The sequence below is a fragment of the Pseudoglutamicibacter albus genome (assembly GCF_031458175.1).
Taxonomy (GTDB): Bacteria; Actinomycetota; Actinomycetes; order Actinomycetales; family Micrococcaceae; genus Pseudoglutamicibacter; species Pseudoglutamicibacter albus.
The window spans coordinates 683,426-701,976 of record NZ_JAVDXX010000001.1 but is presented as its reverse complement, the minus strand read 5'-3'; the positions used below and the strand labels follow the sequence as shown (position 1 = coordinate 701,976).

Sequence of the window (18,551 nt, the reverse complement as noted above, 5' to 3'; positions counted from 1 at the left end):
CAACTCAACCCTTCACAAACTCACGCCACAACAACGCCTACGCCATACAACTCACAGATGCTTATACACGTCCTGCAGAGACAACCCCTTAGCGATCATCATCACCTGCACGTGATACAGAAGCTGCGAAATCTCCTCAGCAGCCTCATCATCCGACTCATATTCAGCGGCCATCCACACCTCAGCGGCCTCCTCAACGATCTTCTTACCGATCGGATGGATACCCGCATCCAGCTCTTGGACAGTGCCGGACCCCTCAGGGCGCTCGACAGCTTTGGTTTGCAGTTCAGCAAAGAGTTCCTCGAAGCTTTTCACACCACTCAGCCTAATCAAACCCACCCAGCATCAGCAGAACGTGACGACACAAAGACCACACAAAGCAACCGGCGCCGGCCCGAGGTTACCCTCGGCCCGACGCCAGCGAACATTCACACCCAACCTAGGCTGAGACTCAGTTCCTGCACTGAGACTCAATTGGTGGGAACAACTCAATCCACGGTTGGGTCAAGTGTCTCCATCCGGGCAATCGATGGTTTCTCGTTCTTCTGGGCACGCGCCCACACGAAGAACCCGATCAACGTGAACACCCCGTAGAACAAGTACATGAACGCGGAAGCGAAGTATCCTGCCGAGAACAACAGCGGGACACCCACGATATCCACGGCAACCCACGCGAGCCAGAACTCAGTCCAACCCTTCGCCATACCGTAAGTAGCCACCAATGAACCAATGAACGTCCATGCATCAGCCCACACCGGATCATACGAACCCAACGCGGCAAATAGTGGGGTCAGAGCGATCGTGCCGATGACCATGACCAACACCATCCCGATTCGAACGCCCCAGCCACCCCATCGTGGGGTGATCGCTTGAGAATCATCACCGCTACGCTGCTTGCGGCTTTCGTTCCAACGGATCCACCCGTAGATGGACACCACGATGAACATGATCTGACGGCCCGCCTGACCCAACAGGTGAGGCATAGTCGCGTTCGGGTCAACCAAAGAACCCAAGAACACTGTGAGCAACAACAAGTTACCGGCAATACCGATAGGCCAGGCCCACACTTTACGGCGCATACCGCCAAGAGCCGAAGCTAAACCAAAAACATTGCCAACAACCTCACGGACCACCAAAACCTGCCCTCCAGGCAGGTCAATAGTCCCGTTGAAGGTTTCGACAAGCCACCGCAGAAAATCCATTCCTAACCCTTTCTCGCTCTACGGCGGCCCCGGGTTGAGGAATACGTGAGTGGCTTCTTCGCCCAGCGCTTTCGTTCACTTGCGATGCGGCGGCGTCTTGGACTCGTCGTATGGACTCGTCCATTCGGCTGCTCGGCACGCGGTGACGTGGCTGAACTTCCCCGCAATCAGTGGCTGCGTGATACCAGCCAGCGGCTACGTGAAGAACACTGTCTCAGCGTAAACCGTGCTTCTCCCATCCAGACTTTTACTGTCGGTACTGGATTTTCACCAGTTCAGCCGTCCCCCTTCAAGAGCATTTACTCAAGCTGAGGCAACGGGTCGCGGACTATCACCGCCGGTTCGGACTTTCACCGACCCCGGAGCACGTGAACATAACTGTAACCCATGTCCATACGGGCCCCGCGCGACGGTGACACAATGTTGAGCCGACTTGCTCACTGCCCCCGCTTGAGGTCAGTTTCTATTGCCCGCCCCATCAACGGTTGCCGTTGTCAGTGCAGTTCAGTTCAACCTCCGATGGCAGCGTGGGCTTCGTCGCGCAAGTTCTGAATCGCTTCCGCTACGTCTTCGGCACCATAGACGCTGGAGCCTGCAACGAACGTGTCCGCACCGGCTTCAGCGGCGATGCGGATCGTCTCGGTTGTCACGCCGCCATCGACCTGTAGCGCGACTTGCGCTCCAGAGCCGTCAATCGCTTGACGTGCCGCGCGGATCTTCGGGACAACAACGTCGAGGAAAGCCTGCCCGCCAAAGCCCGGCTCGACCGTCATGAGCAACAGCATGTCGAGTTCAGGGAGCATGTCCATGTAGGAGTCCAGGCCCGTTGCTGGACGCAGAGCCATCGAGGCTTTCGAACCGCGTGCGCGCAGCTCGCGAGCCAAACGGATCGGGGCGGTCGCGGCTTCTGCGTGGAAGGTCACCGAGTATGCTCCCATGTCCGCGTATTCAGGGGCCCAACGGTCGGGGTCTTCGATCATGAGGTGAATATCGAGCGGTAACGGGGACTCGTCCTGAATCCTCTTGACCACTGGCGGGCCGAACGTCAGGTTCGGCACAAAATGCTGATCCATGACATCAACGTGCACGGCATCTGCGGTTTTGATCGCTTGTAGCTCCTCCCCTAGCCGGAGGAAGTCAGCGGAGAGGATCGAGGGGTGGATTGCGCACGTGTGGCGGCTCATGCTTGTTCCTTCTTCGTGATGAGTGCCATGAACATGGCGTCGGTTCCGTGGGAGTGCGGGAAAAGTTGGGCTGTGGAACCGGTGCTGGTTCCGACGACGGGGTCGGCTGGGCGGGTCGCGTCACCTTCGCCGGTGAGCGTTACGGAGTCGAGGACTGCTCCGGTGTCGAGCAGTTCGATGTCTTTGCGACGGTGGAACGCGTCTTCGAGGATCGCGAGCGTTTCAGCCGGGTGCGGTGAACACGTCACGTAGGCGAGCACCCCGCCTGGGCGCAACGCGTCGAGTGCCGAGTTCAGAAGCTCCCCTTGTAGGCGGGTGAGCGCTGGGATGTCGGATGGCTGTTTGCGCCAGCGGCTCTCCGGGCGGCGGCGGAGCGCGCCGAGCCCCGAGCATGGGGCATCCAGCAGGATGCGGTCGTAGTGGTTCGGCTGTGCCTTACCGATGTCCCGGCCGTCGCCGGTCACCGAGGTCCAGGCTTTCTCTTCAACTGCCCGCAACGCTTGCTTCACAAGGTTAGAGCGGTGCTCCTGAACCTCATTCGCGGTCAGATGCGCGCCGCGTTGAGCGGCAATCGCGGCCAGCAGCGCGGCTTTACCGCCCGGGCCTGCGGACATATCAAGCCAACGGCCGGCATCGGCGCCTGCAACATCGGCTTCTGCGAGGACGCGGGCGGCGAGCTGCGAGCCGTGGTCCTGCACGCGAATATGGCCTTCGGCAACACCTGGCCAGCGCAACGGATCGCCACCAGAGTTGACTGAGTATGCTTCGGGAACCCAGGTTGATGGGGTGGCTTTGAGACGCTTGAGTTCTTGCTCGGTTGCGATCCCCGGAAGCGCGGCCAGGTGCACCTCCGGCGCCACGTTATCGGCTTCGAGCAAAGCCTCGAGCTCATCGGCTGAACGCCCGTGCACAACGAGCGAGGACCGTAGCGCACGAACCACCCATTCGGGGTGGGAGTACCGCAGGGCGAGGCGCGCCATCGGGTCGGTGATGGCCGCTTCGAGCGTTTCAGCCCATTCTTCACGCGAACGTTCGGTGACCCGGCGCAGAACCGCGTTAACGAAGCCTCCCGCGCCAGCGCCTACGCAGTCGCGGGCGAGCGCCACGGTTTCATCGACCGCGGCATGCTGCGGAACACGCATATGCAGAAGCTGGTAGGTACCGATCCGCAGAACATCCAAGACCGGTGGGTCAATGTTTTTGAGTGGGCGGTCGGAGCATTCAGAGAGCACCGCATCCAGGCTTGCCAGTTCGCGTAACGAACCATAGGTGAGCTCGGTTGCGAAACCGGCATCGCGCTGATCGAGGCGGGCACGGCGAATGTGGTGCGGTAGCGCTAGGTTGGCATACGCGTTGTCAACGGCGACGGCCTGCAGAACGTCGAACGCTACTTTGCGTGCGGGGTCAGCGCTGCGGTTGCGCTGCGATGGAGCTGCGGCGCTGAACTGGCGGGGCTGTCGGCCGCCGCGGTTGCGTTCACGGCCTTTAGCGTTGCGGCGGGAGCCGTTAGCGCTACCCTGCCTATTACCGTGCCCTTGCCTATTACCCTGATTCTGCTGATGTCCCCGGCGTGGGCGATCGTTCCCGTCCCCTCGGCCGGAGCGTGGGGCGCGGTCATTCGAGCGTGAATCTCGACTCATTCGAAGTGTCCTTCCCCGTTGCCGAGGGCTCCGCGAGCCCAGTCAGCGGCAGCCATCATCTTTTTACCCGCAGGCTGCACACGCATCAGCTCAACCGGTGAAGACCCGGTGCCGACGACGACGCGGGCCGGCTTCCGGCTGCGGAAGCTCAGCTGGCCAGGGGCAAGGTTTTTCTCGTGGGCATCGAGCTCATCAGGGGTTGTGACACGCACCCGCTCGAGTTTGATGCTGGCCCCATTGAAGTGCGTGAAGGCGCCGGGTTCTGGCGTGGTGCCAGCGATGCGTCCGCGCACCGCTTCCGCGGAGGTTGCCCAGTCGACGCGGCCGTCGTTGCGTTCGAGTTTCGGCGCGAGCGTCGCCTCTCCCTTTTGCGGTTGTGGAACCACCGCCCCGGAAACGTAGCCGGTGATCGCTTGGCTCAACAGCACCGCGCCTTCTGTGGAGAGGCGTTCGAGGAGGTCGCCCGCGGTGTCGTTTGGCTGCACGGCTTCCGTCATGACCCCGAGCACCGGCCCGGTGTCCATACCTTCATCGAGCACAAAAGCTGTGGCGCCTGTGATGTCGTGGCACCGGATGAGCGCGTGCTGAACGGGAGCGGCCCCGCGTAGATCTGGCAGGAGCGAGAAGTGAAGGTTGACCCACCCGAATTCTGGGAGGTCGAGTGTGCGTCGTGGGATCATCGCGCCGTACGCGACAACCGCGGCGACATCGATCTCTAGTGCGGCGATCGCATCATGGACTTCGTCCGTGATCTTGTCCGCTTTGATGACGGGCAGCCCGTGATCTTCGGCGTAGGCCGCTACCGGAGACGGTGTCATGACCCGTTTACGGCCGATGGGCGCGTCAGTTCGTGTCAATACTGCTGCGATCTCGTGGCCGTCGTTGATGAGCTGCGCTAGCGGTGCGACAGCAACATCAGGGGTTCCGGCGTAGAGGATTCGTGCCATGTGCGCATCAGCTCCTGAGGAATGAGTTACCGGTTTTGTTTGAGAAGGCGCTGCCGATGGTGGCGGCACGTTGGTCTTGCACGTGGTCGACGTTGCTTTGGAAGGCTTTGTGGCGCAGCTGTTGTTGTGCGCGGCGGCGGTCGTCTCCTGTGAGCCGATCGATGAAGAGTCTGCCGTTGAGATGATCGGTTTCGTGTTGGAAGCAACGCGCAAGCAGGCCCTCGGCGATGATCTCTACTTCCTCGCCAGTGACATCGACGCCGGTGAGCCGGACTTTCCTGGGGCGTGCCAGCGGCATCTGGATCCCTGGTACCGATAGGCAGCCTTCGATCGTGCGATCGTCTTCGATGGTTTCTTCGTCCAGGATCTCAAGAACCGGATTGCACACTGTGCCTTGGTGTCCGTCGATATTGTAGGTGAAGATGCGTTTGCTGATGCCGATCTGTGGTCCTGCTAGGCCCACACCGTTGACCTTGTTCATGGTCTCGTGCATGTCTCGGGCCAGCGAGGCTAAAGATGAATCGAAAACAGTGACGGGCTCCGCCGCTGTCCGTAGGACCGGGTCCCCTACTGTACGAATCGCGTGAACTGTCACGCTTCCCCTCTTTCTGAAATGTTCTTCGCTCAAAAACGTGCGTTGCTCAATGAATGTTTGTCGCTCAACGAATGCGGCGCGGAAGCGGTGCTTACCCTCCGCTGTTTGCTTTCCATCGTATGTGAGAAAACCGTGAGATTGGCGGGCGACAGTCCGGCCTGACCGCTCACGTGTTACGCCCAGTACGTGTTGTGACTACCGAGTAGCTGGTGGCGGGACGGGCTGAAGTTCTGCGGCTGCGCTGAAGGCCACGGATTCGGTTTCCCATACTTGGCGTAGAGCCCAGAACCTTTTCCACGCGTTTTCGAGGCTGTGAGGCTGGGCCCGCATCGGTAGCACCTCAGTTTCACCGAGAGCCACGGCGAGCAGAACACTGTTTTTAGGGAACGGCCACGGCTCCCACGTCCCTTTTTCTGGATCGCTCAGATATTCCTCGGCCTGCGCGCCGGCGGCGAGTTGCATCACAACCTTAGGGTCTGGCGCTTTAACACGGCCATCCCGGGTAGTGCCGCGCGTCTTATAGTCGATCAGGCAGGTCGCTCCCCCGATCTCGGCAACCAGATCGAGTGTGCCGGCGTAGCCGACAGTGTGGTTCCAGATAGTGACTTCCGGTTCGATAGGCCGAACACCAAAGAGATCCCACCATTCATCGAAACGATCCGCGTAGGCGCCTTCCCCGTGTTCTTTGAGGATTTCACGCATCTGTGCGGCCTCGTGCGGGCGGCCAAGCTCACGCAGAGCCTTGTGTTCGGCATAGTTGTGGACCCGGTCACCACGGGCCGCTGCCTCGTCACGGTATTTCTCCGCCGCGGAAGAGGCCTGCCGTGCAATCTGCTTGAGCTGGATCTTATTGCCCACTGACGTTGGTAAACGCTCGTCATTGACGACCGCGGTTGCGGCCATATGCCCAGCCCAGCCCGTCATATCCACCGCGTGGCGGGAAATCACGGTGGTGATCGAGGGAACTTCGGGGAGCCCGCCCACGGTGCGTGAATACATACGCCCGAGGGAGGTCTGATGCGCGAGCAATGGCTGTGTCATGCTCCCAAGTTTGTCACCTACCCCTGACACATTGCTCACCGACACATTGCTCGCTGAGGCATTGCTCACTGACACTTTGTTCACGCGACCTGGACCGGCAAACCGCGACCTCATCAACCGAAAGGTTGAGCTGACTTTCAACACAGATCGCGATGTTTCTGCCTCTTCAAAGAAGTTGAATGACGTTAAAGTCCGGACCCCATTCCCGAACCCCAATAAAGGCCGAACCCGTTGCGCCTCTGCCGGAACCTGAAGCGCCGGAACCGAAAGGAACTGAACCGTGAAGAAGCTGCTGAACGCATCCTTGATCTATTTGATCGCAGGCTTGACCGCCGGCGTTTTCTACCGTGAATTCACCAAGATCAACGAATTCCCAGAAGGCCAGTTCACGCAGCTTGGCGTTGTGCATACACACTTGCTCGCGCTTGGTTTCATGGGGTTTCTCATATTTCTCGTGGTCGAGAAGGTTTTCTCGATTTCTGACAGCCCCAAACTGTTCGCCTGGTTCTTCTGGCTCTACAACGCCGGTCTCGTTGTGACGTCAGCGATGCTCACCTGGCACGGCAGCCTCACCGTACTTGGCCGGGACTCTTCGGCCATGATCTCCGGCATCGCAGGCTTGGGACACATCGCCATTTCGGCCGGCCTCATCGTCTTTGTTGTGGCTGTGCGCCGCGCAGTCACACCTAAAATTGATGCTGCATCTTCCACCAACGGAGCGACCATTCGATGACCACTACATCACCAAGCAAGCCTGTCAGCCCTCGCCTGCTGTTCCGCACCTTCGCCATCGCAGAAATATTCACATGGGCAGGGCTCATTACCGCGCTGATCCTTCGCGCACTCGATGTCGCCAACATCGTGCCGTTTGCCGGCGGCATCCACGGGTTCGTGTTCTTGAGCTATGCCACCTCCACTGTTTTCGTGTGGGTCAACCAAAAGTGGCCGGCCCGCATCGGCCTCACGGGTGTGTTGCTTGCAGTCGTCCCGTTCGCAACCCTGCCGTTTGACCTCTACGTAGACCGCAGGGGCCTGTTGAAGGGCGGATGGCGATTAGCGCCGGGAGGTGAGGAACCGAAAGGTTTCATCGAGCACGTTCAGGCGTGGGTTTTACGTCATGTGTGGCTCGCGGCCGTGCTGTTGGTTGCGTTCGTTGCGTTGCTGTTCGTGGCGTTGCTGTGGCTTGGACCGCCAGTGCCTCGAAGCTAACGGCACGATGCGTTGCCAGCTTTGCTCGGGCGGCGCGCTCACTCGTGAGCTGGGGCATTCTGGGGACGGCCAGCGCATATCGCAGGTCTTGAGACACTCGGTCTGACCCCGATTTGGCATCGAGGCAGAATCTGGTCTAGAGTAATCACTCGTTGGCATCACACCGGAAACGGTTTCCGAACAGGAAACTAACTGCGGGTGACACCACGTGCGGACATAGCTCAGCTGGCTAGAGCGCCACCTTGCCAAGGTGGAGGTCGCGGGTTCGAATCCCGTTGTCCGCTCGCAAACCACTTGCTGGCCTGTCATAGGCACCGTAGTTCTACGGATGTGGTGGGGTGGCCGAGAGGCGAGGCAGCGGCCTGCAAAGCCGTATACGCGGGTTCGAATCCCGTCCCCACCTCCACTAAGTGATTTGTAGCCTATATAGGCGCGATTGGCGCAGCGGTAGCGCGCTTCCTTGACACGGAAGAGGTCACTGGTTCGAACCCAGTATCGCGCACGAGAACCGCGGTTCTTCAGACTTGAACCACGGTTTCTATAAATACAGTACCGAACGGGACTGTCATGTGCGGACATAGCTCAGCTGGCTAGAGCGCCACCTTGCCAAGGTGGAGGTCGCGGGTTCGAATCCCGTTGTCCGCTCCAAAAAGGAGGGCCGGGAACATCAAACGATGTTCCCGGCCTAACGCGTTAAGGTGCAGAGCTCTCACCCGGCACCGCCCTACCACGCAGCACCGTCCTGCCGTCTAGCACCGGCCTGCCCCCTAGCGCCTGGCGGCAACCCGCCAGACGCTAGGAAGCTCGTTTAGGATTCAGCGCCCTGGCCTTCGCGAACCAGCGCGGTCAAACGAGAAACTGCGCGGAAGTATTTCTTCATGTAGCCGCCGGCCATCATTTCCTCGGTGAAGAGGTGATCGAAAGATTCGCCGGAGGCGATGATCGGCACATCCTTGTCGTATAGGCGGTCTGCGAACACCACAAACCGTAGAGCGATCGCCTGGTTGGTAATCGTCTCGACGTTGTGCAGTACCAGCACATCGGTATCGCTCAGAAGCTTGCGGTAACGCGACGGGTGGACTTTCGATAGATGCTCTACGAGCTCGCCGAAATCGTCTTCGGCGATGTGCGCATCCGGGTACCGTTCCTCAGCGAAGGCCAATATCTCGCTGCCATTCATTGGCTCCGGAGCGTCCCGCAGGCCACGATGGCGGTAGTCCTCACCGTCCACGCGGATGATCTCGAACTGATCCGCCAGAACTTGGATCTCGCGCTGGAAGTCCTGGGCTGCGAAGCGGCCCTCCCCCAGCGCACCAGGCAACGTGTTGGATGTCGCAGCCAACTTGACCCCGGCATCGGCCAGTTCGCGCATCAACCGGGACATCAAGACGGTGTCGCCCGGGTCATCGAGCTCAAACTCATCGATGCACACAAGGTTATAGGTCTTGAGGATCTCAACCGCCCGCGGGAAGGTGAGCGCGCCCACAAGGTTGGTGTACTCGACGAACGTGCCGAACGCACGCTTGCCTTCCGTGGCATGCCACAGCGAAGCCAGAAGGTGGGTTTTACCCACACCGAAGCCACCGTCAAGATAGATACCCGCCGGCCCCTTCGCCTTTTTCTTCTTGCCGAACAGCTTCTTGAGGCCCTTGGCGGGTGCGGCATCCGCGTTGACGGTTTCTGCGAACTCCTGCAGACGTTTCACCGCGGCCGCTTGGCTCGGCTGGGATGGGTCGGGGATGTAGGTGTCGAAGGAGACCTCCCCGAACCGATACGACGGATGCATTCCGTCTAGAAGTGCCTCTGCGGCGACGTTGGGGGTGATGTCGGTCAACTTGTGAATGGTTGCCACGTAGATGCGTTTCCTCAGGTTGCAGTGCCTCATATGCGTCGTCAAGTTGATGTGCCAGCATGCACGCCTGCGTTCGCAACCGCTCCTCGAGGCACTTTCTCAACGATGTCTCTGCCTGTGATCTTACGCAATCTGGCGTTTGTTTCCTTTTGTGTGCGCCACATCCAAGCTGTGTTTTATTTGTCACTAGGCTGGAAGGGAATCATTGCGCACCCATTCTGGTTGTTCAAGATAGGTGCATTTCCGCGTCAGCGTAATGCTGTCGCTAGGTCCGAACGTGAACAAAATATAAGGAGATCGTTCAGGTATGTCAGAGGTTTTAACGGAGGAAGCTCGCCACGCGCAATATGCGCACCCGGAGAAGCTGGTATCCACGCAGTGGGTCGCGGATCATCTGCATAAGCCCGGCGTTGTGATCGTGGAGTCCGATGAGGATGTTCTGCTGTATGAGACCGGACACATCGAGGGTGCGGTCAAGCTGGATTGGCATACCGAGCTTAACGATGCGGTGACCCGTGATTACCTCGATGGTGAGGCGATGGCGGCGTTGTTGAGCCGTAAGGGCATCAGTCGTGAGGACACCGTGGTGGTGTATGGCGATAAGTCCAACTGGTGGGCAGCGTATGCGCTGTGGGTTTTGGAGTTGTTTGGTCACCCGGATGTTCGCTTGATGGATGGCGGCCGCGATAAGTGGGTTGCGGAAGGCCGTGAACTGACGCGTGAGGTGCCTGAGCGTGAGGCGACGGATTATCCGGTGGTTGACCGTGATGATTCGAAGTTGCGTGTCTTCTTGCCCGAGGTTCTTTCACTGCTCGGTTCTACCCCGTTGATCGATGTCCGTTCCCCTCAGGAGTACACGGGCGAGCGCACGCACATGCCGGATTATCCGGAGGAAGGTGCGTTGCGTGGCGGCCATATTCCGACGGCGGCTTCAGTTCCGTGGTCAAGCGCAGTTGGTGAGGGTTCGGTGATCAAGCCTCGCGCTGAGCTTGAGGCGCTCTACATGGATCAGGCCGGTTTGAAACCAGGCGATGACGTGATTGCGTATTGCCGTATTGGCGAGCGTTCGGCGCTGACGTGGTTCATTTTGAAGTACGCGCTCGGCTTCGAGAATGTCCGTAACTATGACGGCTCGTGGACTGAGTGGGGCAATGTTGTGGGCGTCCCGATTGTTGTGGGTGAGCAGCCGGGTACCGTGAAGCCTGGCTCTACCGTCCGCGGCGCTTAGGAGGGAGCTTCGATGGCTTTGCCAGCTGCTTTGGCAGAGATCGCAGAGGATTTCAACGCGCTACCTGAACCGCAGCGGCTTGAGTTGCTGCTCGAGTTTTCAGATAACCTGCCCGAGCTTCCTGAGCGTTACCAAGATGCTGACCTTGAACAGGTGATTGAGTGCCAGTCCCCTGTGTTTTTGACGGTTGAGGTCGCTGATGATGCCGAGCATACGGTGGGCGTGTTCATTACGGCCCCGCCTGAGGCGCCTACTACGCGCGGTTTCGCAGGCGTGTTGGTTGAGGGCCTCCATGGGCTACCGGCTGAGGAGGTTCTTGCAACCCCGGATGATTACCCGTCAACTATCGGCTTATCGCGCGCTGTTTCACCGTTGCGTTTGCGTGGGATGACGGCGATGCTGGGGCGGATTAAGAACCGTGTGCGGAAGGAACTCGCGCACACTTGACCGTGTTTCACGGTGCTTCATGCTGTGACAGCGCGCTCACCCGTTTCGGGTGGGCGCGCTGTCGTTTATATGCGCTGTCGTTTATATCCGGAGAGTTTTCTGGAGCCAGTTTTTGAGTGTTGTTTCCCATTTGTGTGGGTCGACGTTCCATTCGCGTACATGCCCGGCGCGTGTGAATGGTACGAGCGTGACGTAGCGTGGGTTCTTTTTCGCGAGCCGTTCGGATGAAATGTATGGCACAAACCGGTCGTCGCGGGAATGCTGGATCAGCACAGGAGTGGTGATCTGGTCGGCGCGTTCAACCCAGTTCAGCGCGTTGAGGTCGATGGGTGAGGTCAGGCCGGTGAGCTTCTTCCCGATACGCTGGCCTAGTAGCCACTCCCCGATCCGTCCCGAGAGGTACGGGATGTTGTTGATCTTCGCTTGATACCGCAGGATCTCGAACCAGTCGACTGCAGGGCCGGTCAGTGCCAACGCACGGATGCGGTGCCGGTAACGCGACAGCTCGAGGGTGCGTAGCGAGATGGCTCCGCCCATCGACCAGCCCACAAGCACGATGTCTTGGGCGCCGTGGCTGAGCGCGTAGCTGATAGCCGCATCCACATCGTGCCATTCGGTCGCGCCTAAGCCGTAGCGGCCGTTGTTGACTTCCGGGCCTTCGCCGTCGTTGCGGTAGCTCATGGAAAGCACCGTGAGGCCAAGTTCACTCAATGGTTTGAGCCCGCGCAGGGTTTCAAGCCGGGATGCTCCGCGCCCGTGGATCAGAATCGCCCACGTTTCCGGGTGGGTGGTGCCCTCAACGAGCCACGCCGGCGCAGGGCCAGCTGTGAGTGGCACGTACACTTGCGTTGCCTGCACGCCAGCATCCGCTGGGTTGATGTAGTAGTTGCCGCCAATGCTGCCGCTGGTTGCCTGGCTGATGTCGCCGTGGTCGATGCTGATGATGCGGCGGCGCACACTGTTGCGTGACGGCGTCGGGACGATGTCCCCGATCTTCATGTGCCCGGTGTAGTTGTTGAACCACAAGGAGTAACGGCCGGGGGCTGTGATTTCTGGGCCGCGGGATTGCAGATCGATGTATTGGCCGACGCGGTCCTCGCCTGTGCCGAGAATCTTCACGGGCTCTGGGTTGTTTCGCGAAGGAGTCACGACTGCACGGGCGAAGAGGGACCCTAAACCGGTGATCACGCCGGTCCCGACGATTCCTGCTCCTAGCCCTGCGACAGCCCATTTAGGCGTGCCGGCGTGGTTGGTTCTGTGCAGTTTCTTGTTAGCTGCGAATCCCATGCACCCCATCATCTCACTTGTGGCTAGCGCCTCGTAGACTGACTCTATGCATTCCTTTGTTGACGATCCGTTGGGCCGCGGCGATGACGCGTGGCGTGAAGCGCTCAGCCGTGAAGAGTATCTTGTGTTGCGTCAGGCTGGCACAGAACGGCCGGGAACGGGCGCGTACACAGACGATGCCACCGAGGCGGTGTATGCGTGCCGCGGTTGCGGGGCTGAACTGTTTTCTTCGGACACGAAGTTTGATGCCCGGTGCGGTTGGCCAGCGTTCTATGCGCCGGAGGATTCTTCTGCGATCCGCTATCTGGTGGATGATTCGTTAGGGATGCGCCGCGTTGAGGTGCGGTGCGCGAGGTGTGATTCGCATTTGGGGCACGTTTTTGAGGGTGAAGGCTTCAACACCCCAACGGATCAGCGGTACTGCATCAATTCGATCTGCTTGGTTCAGAAGCCGGTCTCATGACCCGTTCAGAAACGCAGCTGACATCGGTGTGGATATAGAGCACCGTGAAACGAAGCAAAACAAAACTGCCCCGCCCGAAAGGGCGAGGCAGTCGATGGGCCCGGATGGTACTAGACCAACGTGTATTAGACCGAAACCTGCTTAGCAACCTGCTTGAGCTTGTGGCGGGCCAATGCCAGGTTAGCCTTCGCACGGTCAAGGGTCAGGTACAGGAACAAGCCTGCGGTGCCCTCAGTGGCGAGGATGTTGACCAGGTGGTACTGGTCGTTCAACGTGATCATGATGTCTTCGATCCGGCCGTTGAGACCAATGTCGTTCATGGTGTTCATCTTTGCACGAACCACGTTCGAGTTACCGAACGCGAGCGCCATGCCCGAGTCGATGTCAACGATTGCGGCACCAGTTGCGCCGTCAATGGAGAGTAGTTCGTTTACAGTCTGGTCAAGTTGTGCCATGGGCGTCTTCCCTTCATTTCCTGGGGCGGCACCGTCAGTTGCATCGGTGCTCGCGGTTTCCGTTTCCGATTGCGCGGAAACAGAGCTTCGTACGGCGGAGCCTGTCGGCTCCGTCGAGTCTTCAAAAGCAGGTGCGAACGCGTTGTCTTCGCTCGTCGGACTTTTGTCTTTTTCTAATTTATTTTCGTCCAGGACACGCAACTCGGGGCGTCTGCCTGACTCCCCGATAGGTAAATTATCAAAAAATGACCCACCGGAATGACGCGCGTTGTATCGCGAACGGTCACGGGGCCGCGGATTGACAGCAGCCACCGATTCCTCTTGAACCGGCTCCGGTTTCGGTTGTGGTTCTACGTTAGGTTGTGGATCCGGTTTTCGTTCCGGCCTCGGTGACTGCTCCTGCCTCTGCTCTGGAGCAGGCTTCGACTCTGTCGTTGGCTTCGGCGCTGTCGTTGGCTTCGGCGTTGTCGCTGGCTTCGGTTCCTGCTGGGCCGCAGGCTTCGGCGTCGCAGCTGATTCGCGTGCGGAATCACGGTTCGGCTGCGGCGCTGGTTTGGAACCAGGTGCTGGCCTCCGCCTCGCGCCGGCTTCGGATACCGGCACTAGCCTCGTTGCAGGTTCGTGAGTCGGCTCAGGCGTTGCCCTGTGTTCTGGCGTCCGTTCCGACTTCGAATCTGCAGGCGTTGACTCAGCCCGTGCCTCTGGCCGTGAAGCGGGCGCCGGCCGTGACTTCACCTCTGGCCTTGGCATCGCAACTGGCCGTTGCCGGTTTGTTGGCCGTGGTTGTGCTCCTGGCTCCGTCTCGTCGGAGTGTTTCAGCACATCGTCGAATGAAGCATCAGCCTCATCTGGCGAGGACGCTGCATGTTCAGGCCTGCGCCGTGGCTTCTCATCCCTGCTTCGGTCCTGATGCTTGGGTGCTCTCCACGCTGATGTGTTGGAGGTCCCTTCAGCACCGCCAGAGGATAGACCGGTCTCGTCGAGTTCATCGGAAGCTGCGTACGGTTGTTGCAGGTCGAGGTCATCGTCCCTCGATTCTCCGCCACGTTTGAACCAGCTAAAGAACCCAGCCATCGTTCTACCTAGCTATCGTTGCCGTTCGGCGATACTGCACGGCGGCCAGAGCCACCCGTCTTCCACTGGCTGCCAAGAGCGATCATGACCAGCATGTCCTCCGTGAGCCCCGCGTTCGGGTACACGTCGATGAGGTCACCGTCACGCATGACAGCTACGCGGTTCGAGTTATCGAGCACCTCGGTCATGTCGCTCGAGATCAGGATGACAGCGCCACCGTGGCCGGTGATTTCGCTAATCATTTCGTAAACCACTTCACGCGAGGCAACGTCAACACCGCGGGTCGGGTGGCTGAGCACAACAACATCGGCGTCAGCCTGCAGCCACTTCGCCAGCGCTACCTTCTGCTGGTCACCGCCGGAGAGGTTACCGATCGATTCGTGTGGGCCGACCGCGCTGATGTCGAGGCGCTGCATGGTTGCCACAACTTCACGGAAACGCTTAGCTTCCTCAACGAAAGAGGTGCCTTCCATCGGCTGCATCGTGGCGCTCGCCATCGTGTCATCCTTGGTGATGCCGCGAGCGTTGTCTTCGTCGTGCAGGTAGGCGATGCCGTTCTTGGTGGCATCCTCCGTTGACTGAATGCTGATCTCGTTGCCGTTGAGTCGCAACGTTCCACCGGTCGACGGGTTGAGGCCGCCGATGGCCGCGCCGAGTTCGATGTGGCCGGAACGGCGCATACCCGTGATGCCGAGAACTTCGCCGCGGTTGACCGTGAGCGTGACAGGGTTGACGCCCTTTGCTTCAAACGCCTCGATCTCGAACAGCGGCTCGGGATCTGCAAGCTCCGTAGGCCGCTCAACTGGGGCGAACTCGCGCATGAAGATCGCGTTGGCGATGCCGGGCGCGCCACCGGATTCGCTTGGCTCGAGTTCGCCGAAGATTCGTCCGTCACGAATGATGACGATGCGGTCGCTGAGGGACTGCACCTCATCCAGACGGTGGGAAATGTAGACGACAGAACGGCCTTGTTTGGTCAGGCGGTTGGTGATGGCGTGCAACACAGAGATCTCGAGGTCATTGGAGACCGCGGTGATCTCGTCCAGAAGCAGCAGGTGAGACTCTTCGAAGGAGAGGCGGAGCAACCGCACGCAGACCTGTTCAGCGCGTGCGAGGTCGCCTAGACGCGCGTTAGGGTCGATGTTGATCCCGTCGGCTTCGAGCAGTTCTTGAGCCTGCTTGACTTTTTCTTCATACGGAGCGCTGGCTTGGAACGAGGTGGCGAAGATCTCCTCGGCCACCGTGAGCTCTGGGTCGACTGTGAAATCTTGCGGGATTGCACTGACTCCAGCGGCCAAGGCTGCCTCACGTGAATCGGGGTTGTACGGCTCCCCCGCGAGGATCATTTCGCCCTCGTCAGCCTTGTAGGCGCCGCCAATGACGTTGAGCAACGTTGACTTTCCGGCACCGTTCTGGCCCACCAGGCCGATGATCTCGCCGCGTGCGATGTCGAGGTTGATATCGACAAGCGCGTCCTTGGAGCCGTGGCGCTTTTGGAGGCCGCGAGTTGAAAAGAGGATGGAGTCCTGGTCGAGCATGGTTTATGAAGCTACCTTTCAAGACTGCCGTGATGGCGCAACAAAACGTGGTCGACGTCGGAGCATGGTCGACGTCCACGCCAGCTGACAGCTTGGATTCTCTTGAGTTCTCTACAAACGACAGAATGCTATAACTGAATTCTAACCTACGCCAGGAAGCGTTACGCACAGTCGCTGGCAGATGACCCGGGTTGAGCGTTATCGGCGTGCCGTCACCAAAAGATTTTCGTGTTCCATAAGCTAGCGGTGTGGGTTTTAGCGCAGACACGACACGGTTGAGGTCAACCGGTGTTCCGCACGAATTTTCGATGGTGCTGGACGGTCTGAAGCGCGCCCTGGTTCGTCCTGAGATGACGCTCGAGGAGATCCCCGCACCTAAACGTCTAGCCCCGTACGCGGTCGCGCTCAAAGCGAATGTCGCAGCCGTTCAAGGTGACGTTAAAGACGAAACCATCAAGGGTTCAAGCGCTGTTCCAAGCGCTGAAACGGACTCTAGCTCGGAGCTTGCCACGGGCAGGTTCATTTTACTGTTTGATCCGCAAGGCAACACGGTATGGGACGGCACCATGCGCATCGTGACCTATATCCGCGCCGAAGTTGATGGCGAGATGGGTAACGATCAGCTCGCCGCCTCTGTCGCCTGGACGTGGCTGGTTGAAGCCCTCGAGGAACATGGCGCACCCTACCGCCGCGCCGGAGGGACAGCGACGCGTGCCTTAAGCGAGAACTTCGGCGATCTTCAACAGCGGCCGGACTCTGTCAACATCGAGCTTCGGGCCTCCTGGACCCCGGGGAACTACAACGTACAAAACCAGCTTGAAGCCTGGTGTGACATGGTCTGTTCGTTCGCGGGGCTCCCCCCTCTCGAAGATGGGATTACACCGCTTCCCAACGTCCGCCTTACCTAAGCAAGTTCCCCGCTGAGGCAGCCTGAGCATCGGGCATAGTATGCCTCATCTGGTCACCGGCCAGTATGATAAGAAGAACCATGAAGCTAGATCCCCCGCCGGTAGCACTTCTCGCCTCTGGTCAGTTCCCGGAGCGCGATCCTTCAACTCTCCCCCTGCTTGATTCTCCTGCAGACGGGATCCCGCCGGTGATTTCCACGCGCGCCGCATTAGATAACGCGGTAGCGAGTTTACGTGAGGGGCACGGCCCTGTAGCGGTCGATGCGGAGCGGGCGTCCGGTTTTCGTTACGGTCAGCGTGCATTCTTGGTGCAGTTGCGTAGGGCCGGTGCCGGGACGTTTTTGATTGATCCTGAAGCGTTCGATGATCTTCTGGACGTGAATGAAGCGCTGGCTGATGCCGAGTGGATTTTGCATGCTGCACATCAGGATCTGCCGTGCTTGCGTGAGCTTGAATTACAGCCGAATAAGTTATTCGATACCGAGCTGGCGGCCCGCTTGGCCGGCCTGCCTCGGGTTGGTCTGGCGTATGTCACTGAGACGATGCTGGGTGTGCGTCTAGCTAAAGAGCATTCAGCGGCGGACTGGTCGGTGCGGCCTTTGCCTCAAGATTGGCTGAATTACGCAACCCTCGATGTTGAGGTTTTGATCGAGTTGCGGGACCAGCTTGAAATGCTTCTTCGGGGTCAAAAGAAGTGGGAGATGGCGCTCGAGGAGTTCGAGTATGAACGTCTCAAACCCGGGCCTCAACCAAAGAAGGACCCGTGGCGGCGCACCCACGGTTTGCATCAGCTGAAAGATAAGCACCAGATCCTAGCGGTTAAGGAACTGTGGGAAGAACGCGAGAAGGTTGCGCAAAATAAGGACCGCGCGCCTGGCCGTCTGTTACCGGATTCTGCGATTATCGCTGCGGCGCGGAACCTCCCGGCGACCGTTCCGGCACTGTTGCGCACTGAGGGTTTCCGCGGCCGGCTAGCCTCAAAGGAAGCCCGCCGCTGGGTCACAGCTATTGCTCGTGCTCGGAACGCAACCCGTTTCCCTCCCCGGACTGCGCGACGCTCAACGATGCCTCCCCCACGCTCCTGGAATGACCGCTTCCCTGATGCCGCCGAGCGCTACCAGACCGCGCGCTGGCGTTTGGAACGCGACGCCGATGCGCTAGGGATGCCGCTCGAGAACCTGCTGGCACCCGCTACTTTGAAAGAAATCTCGTGGCAGCCGCCCGAGGAGCTCACCCTTGATTCGGTGAGCGAACGATTGCGTGAGCTGCACGCCCGCGAATGGCAGATCCGCCGCACAGCCGCCGTGATCACGGTTGCGTTCTTGGAACCTGAACCGCTTGCGGACGCGTCATAAACTCCATAGCGGGCCCGCTGCTGAGCACGAGCCTCCCCCGCATGTGATCCACCTCACTACTATGCGGTAACCTCCTGTTGAGAGGTTGAACCGCTTCCTAGGAGGAACTCACGTGACCGATTCAGT

18 protein-coding genes, 4 tRNA genes and 1 riboswitch are annotated in these 18,551 nt (G+C 59.5%); of the genes, 11 read left to right on the top strand and 11 right to left on the bottom strand.

What is annotated here, in order from left to right; genetic code table 11:
* Positions 1-51: 51 nt before the first annotated feature.
* From J2S67_RS03060 to J2S67_RS03030, 7 genes are all read right to left on the bottom strand, one after another.
* On the bottom strand, positions 52-315 hold the full coding sequence (locus J2S67_RS03060; protein WP_310246186.1) for a phosphoribosyl-ATP diphosphatase: 264 nt from the start codon (positions 313-315) through the stop codon (positions 52-54).
* Between the two features lie 173 nt (positions 316-488).
* Complete coding sequence (gene pnuC / locus J2S67_RS03055) at positions 489-1,202, bottom strand: nicotinamide riboside transporter PnuC (protein WP_141742466.1); 714 nt, start codon at positions 1,200-1,202, stop codon at positions 489-491.
* A gap of 223 nt (positions 1,203-1,425) precedes the next feature.
* A riboswitch (FMN riboswitch) is annotated at positions 1,426-1,573 on the bottom strand.
* Between the two features lie 138 nt (positions 1,574-1,711).
* Positions 1,712-2,386, bottom strand: a complete 675-nt coding sequence (gene rpe, locus J2S67_RS03050) for a ribulose-phosphate 3-epimerase (protein WP_070490888.1) — start codon at positions 2,384-2,386, stop codon at positions 1,712-1,714.
* Positions 2,383-4,026 (bottom strand): RsmB/NOP family class I SAM-dependent RNA methyltransferase, encoded by a 1,644-nt coding sequence (locus tag J2S67_RS03045; RefSeq protein WP_310246180.1) that lies wholly within the window; start codon positions 4,024-4,026, stop codon positions 2,383-2,385. The genes rpe and J2S67_RS03045 overlap by 4 nt, the downstream gene beginning before the upstream one ends.
* Positions 4,023-4,973 (bottom strand): methionyl-tRNA formyltransferase, encoded by a 951-nt coding sequence (gene fmt, locus J2S67_RS03040; RefSeq protein ID WP_310246177.1) that lies wholly within the window; start codon positions 4,971-4,973, stop codon positions 4,023-4,025. Before fmt ends, J2S67_RS03045 begins: the two co-directional genes overlap by 4 nt.
* A 7-nt stretch (positions 4,974-4,980) precedes the next feature.
* On the bottom strand, positions 4,981-5,568 hold the full coding sequence (gene def, locus J2S67_RS03035) for a peptide deformylase (RefSeq protein WP_070506417.1): 588 nt from the start codon (positions 5,566-5,568) through the stop codon (positions 4,981-4,983).
* A gap of 195 nt (positions 5,569-5,763) precedes the next feature.
* Positions 5,764-6,609 carry a PD-(D/E)XK nuclease family protein gene (locus J2S67_RS03030; protein ID WP_310246174.1) on the bottom strand — a complete coding sequence of 282 codons (846 nt, stop codon included), beginning with the start codon at positions 6,607-6,609 and terminating at the stop codon, positions 5,764-5,766.
* 280 nt (positions 6,610-6,889) lie between these two features.
* Here J2S67_RS03030 and J2S67_RS03025 point away from each other — a divergent pair, with 280 nt between their 5' ends.
* The 6 genes from J2S67_RS03025 (at position 6,890) to J2S67_RS03000 (ending at position 8,466) form a co-directional block, all read left to right on the top strand.
* A complete protein-coding gene (locus J2S67_RS03025; RefSeq protein ID WP_070506412.1) occupies positions 6,890-7,342 on the top strand; it encodes a DUF2871 domain-containing protein in 453 nt (150 codons plus the stop codon).
* The gene (locus J2S67_RS03020; RefSeq protein ID WP_070506410.1) at positions 7,339-7,818 is read left to right on the top strand and encodes a DUF3817 domain-containing protein; all 480 of its coding nucleotides are present in this window, start codon (positions 7,339-7,341) and stop codon (positions 7,816-7,818) included. Before J2S67_RS03025 ends, J2S67_RS03020 begins: the two co-directional genes overlap by 4 nt.
* A gap of 210 nt (positions 7,819-8,028) precedes the next feature.
* Positions 8,029-8,102: transfer RNA gene (locus J2S67_RS03015), tRNA-Gly, on the top strand.
* Positions 8,103-8,150: 48 nt separating this feature from the next.
* Positions 8,151-8,224, top strand: a tRNA-Cys gene (locus J2S67_RS03010).
* Positions 8,225-8,248: 24 nt separating this feature from the next.
* Positions 8,249-8,320: transfer RNA gene (locus J2S67_RS03005), tRNA-Val, on the top strand.
* A gap of 69 nt (positions 8,321-8,389) precedes the next feature.
* Positions 8,390-8,466 (top strand) — tRNA-Gly (locus tag J2S67_RS03000).
* A gap of 160 nt (positions 8,467-8,626) precedes the next feature.
* Here the strand turns inward: J2S67_RS03000 and zapE are convergent.
* The gene (gene zapE, locus J2S67_RS02995) at positions 8,627-9,670 is read right to left on the bottom strand and encodes a cell division protein ZapE (RefSeq protein ID WP_310246171.1); all 1,044 of its coding nucleotides are present in this window, start codon (positions 9,668-9,670) and stop codon (positions 8,627-8,629) included.
* A gap of 307 nt (positions 9,671-9,977) precedes the next feature.
* Between zapE and J2S67_RS02990 the strand changes: the two genes are divergently transcribed.
* Positions 9,978-10,898, top strand: coding sequence for a sulfurtransferase (locus J2S67_RS02990; RefSeq protein WP_035757605.1), 921 nt, complete (start codon positions 9,978-9,980; stop codon positions 10,896-10,898).
* A 12-nt stretch (positions 10,899-10,910) separates the two neighbouring features.
* Entirely contained in the window at positions 10,911-11,345 is a 435-nt protein-coding gene (locus tag J2S67_RS02985) for a SufE family protein (protein WP_035757603.1), read from the top strand.
* Positions 11,346-11,426: 81 nt separating this feature from the next.
* On the opposite strand, the gene J2S67_RS02980 is transcribed toward J2S67_RS02985, so the two are convergent.
* Entirely contained in the window at positions 11,427-12,632 is a 1,206-nt protein-coding gene (locus J2S67_RS02980) for an alpha/beta hydrolase family protein (RefSeq protein ID WP_310246166.1), read from the bottom strand.
* 46 nt (positions 12,633-12,678) lie between these two features.
* Here J2S67_RS02980 and msrB point away from each other — a divergent pair, with 46 nt between their 5' ends.
* Positions 12,679-13,095, top strand: coding sequence for a peptide-methionine (R)-S-oxide reductase MsrB (gene msrB, locus J2S67_RS02975; RefSeq protein ID WP_310246162.1), 417 nt, complete (start codon positions 12,679-12,681; stop codon positions 13,093-13,095).
* A gap of 125 nt (positions 13,096-13,220) precedes the next feature.
* Here msrB and J2S67_RS02970 read toward each other — a convergent pair whose 3' ends face one another.
* Positions 13,221-13,550 carry a hypothetical protein gene (locus J2S67_RS02970; protein WP_310246159.1) on the bottom strand — a complete coding sequence of 110 codons (330 nt, stop codon included), beginning with the start codon at positions 13,548-13,550 and terminating at the stop codon, positions 13,221-13,223.
* A 1,082-nt stretch (positions 13,551-14,632) separates the two neighbouring features.
* Positions 14,633-16,162 (bottom strand): ATP-binding cassette domain-containing protein, encoded by a 1,530-nt coding sequence (locus tag J2S67_RS02965; RefSeq protein ID WP_083289404.1) that lies wholly within the window; start codon positions 16,160-16,162, stop codon positions 14,633-14,635.
* A gap of 248 nt (positions 16,163-16,410) precedes the next feature.
* On the opposite strand from J2S67_RS02965, the gene J2S67_RS02960 reads away from it, so the two are divergent.
* Positions 16,411-17,070 carry a DUF3000 domain-containing protein gene (locus J2S67_RS02960; protein WP_370977307.1) on the top strand — a complete coding sequence of 220 codons (660 nt, stop codon included), beginning with the start codon at positions 16,411-16,413 and terminating at the stop codon, positions 17,068-17,070.
* An 80-nt stretch (positions 17,071-17,150) separates the two neighbouring features.
* Entirely contained in the window at positions 17,151-18,425 is a 1,275-nt protein-coding gene (locus J2S67_RS02955) for an HRDC domain-containing protein (protein WP_310246152.1), read from the top strand.
* Positions 18,426-18,551: the final 126 nt, after the last annotated feature.

What these genes read in the sequence shown, in the direction of transcription:
- pnuC (WP_141742466.1), bottom strand. Translation starts at nt 1,202, where the DNA reads ATGGATTTTCTGCGGTGGCTTGTCGAAACCTTCAACGGGACTATTGAC.
- rpe (WP_070490888.1), bottom strand. Translation starts at nt 2,386, where the DNA reads ATGAGCCGCCACACGTGCGCAATCCACCCCTCGATCCTCTCCGCTGAC.
- J2S67_RS03045 (WP_310246180.1), bottom strand. Translation starts at nt 4,026, where the DNA reads ATGAGTCGAGATTCACGCTCGAATGACCGCGCCCCACGCTCCGGCCGA.
- fmt (WP_310246177.1), bottom strand. Translation starts at nt 4,973, where the DNA reads ATGGCACGAATCCTCTACGCCGGAACCCCTGATGTTGCTGTCGCACCG.
- J2S67_RS03030 (WP_310246174.1), bottom strand. Translation starts at nt 6,609, where the DNA reads ATGACACAGCCATTGCTCGCGCATCAGACCTCCCTCGGGCGTATGTAT.
- J2S67_RS03020 (WP_070506410.1), top strand. Translation starts at nt 7,339, where the DNA reads ATGACCACTACATCACCAAGCAAGCCTGTCAGCCCTCGCCTGCTGTTC.
- J2S67_RS02990 (WP_035757605.1), top strand. Translation starts at nt 9,978, where the DNA reads ATGTCAGAGGTTTTAACGGAGGAAGCTCGCCACGCGCAATATGCGCAC.
- J2S67_RS02985 (WP_035757603.1), top strand. Translation starts at nt 10,911, where the DNA reads ATGGCTTTGCCAGCTGCTTTGGCAGAGATCGCAGAGGATTTCAACGCG.
- J2S67_RS02980 (WP_310246166.1), bottom strand. Translation starts at nt 12,632, where the DNA reads ATGGGATTCGCAGCTAACAAGAAACTGCACAGAACCAACCACGCCGGC.
- msrB (WP_310246162.1), top strand. Translation starts at nt 12,679, where the DNA reads ATGCATTCCTTTGTTGACGATCCGTTGGGCCGCGGCGATGACGCGTGG.
- J2S67_RS02970 (WP_310246159.1), bottom strand. Translation starts at nt 13,550, where the DNA reads ATGGCACAACTTGACCAGACTGTAAACGAACTACTCTCCATTGACGGC.
- J2S67_RS02965 (WP_083289404.1), bottom strand. Translation starts at nt 16,162, where the DNA reads ATGCTCGACCAGGACTCCATCCTCTTTTCAACTCGCGGCCTCCAAAAG.
- J2S67_RS02955 (WP_310246152.1), top strand. Translation starts at nt 17,151, where the DNA reads ATGAAGCTAGATCCCCCGCCGGTAGCACTTCTCGCCTCTGGTCAGTTC.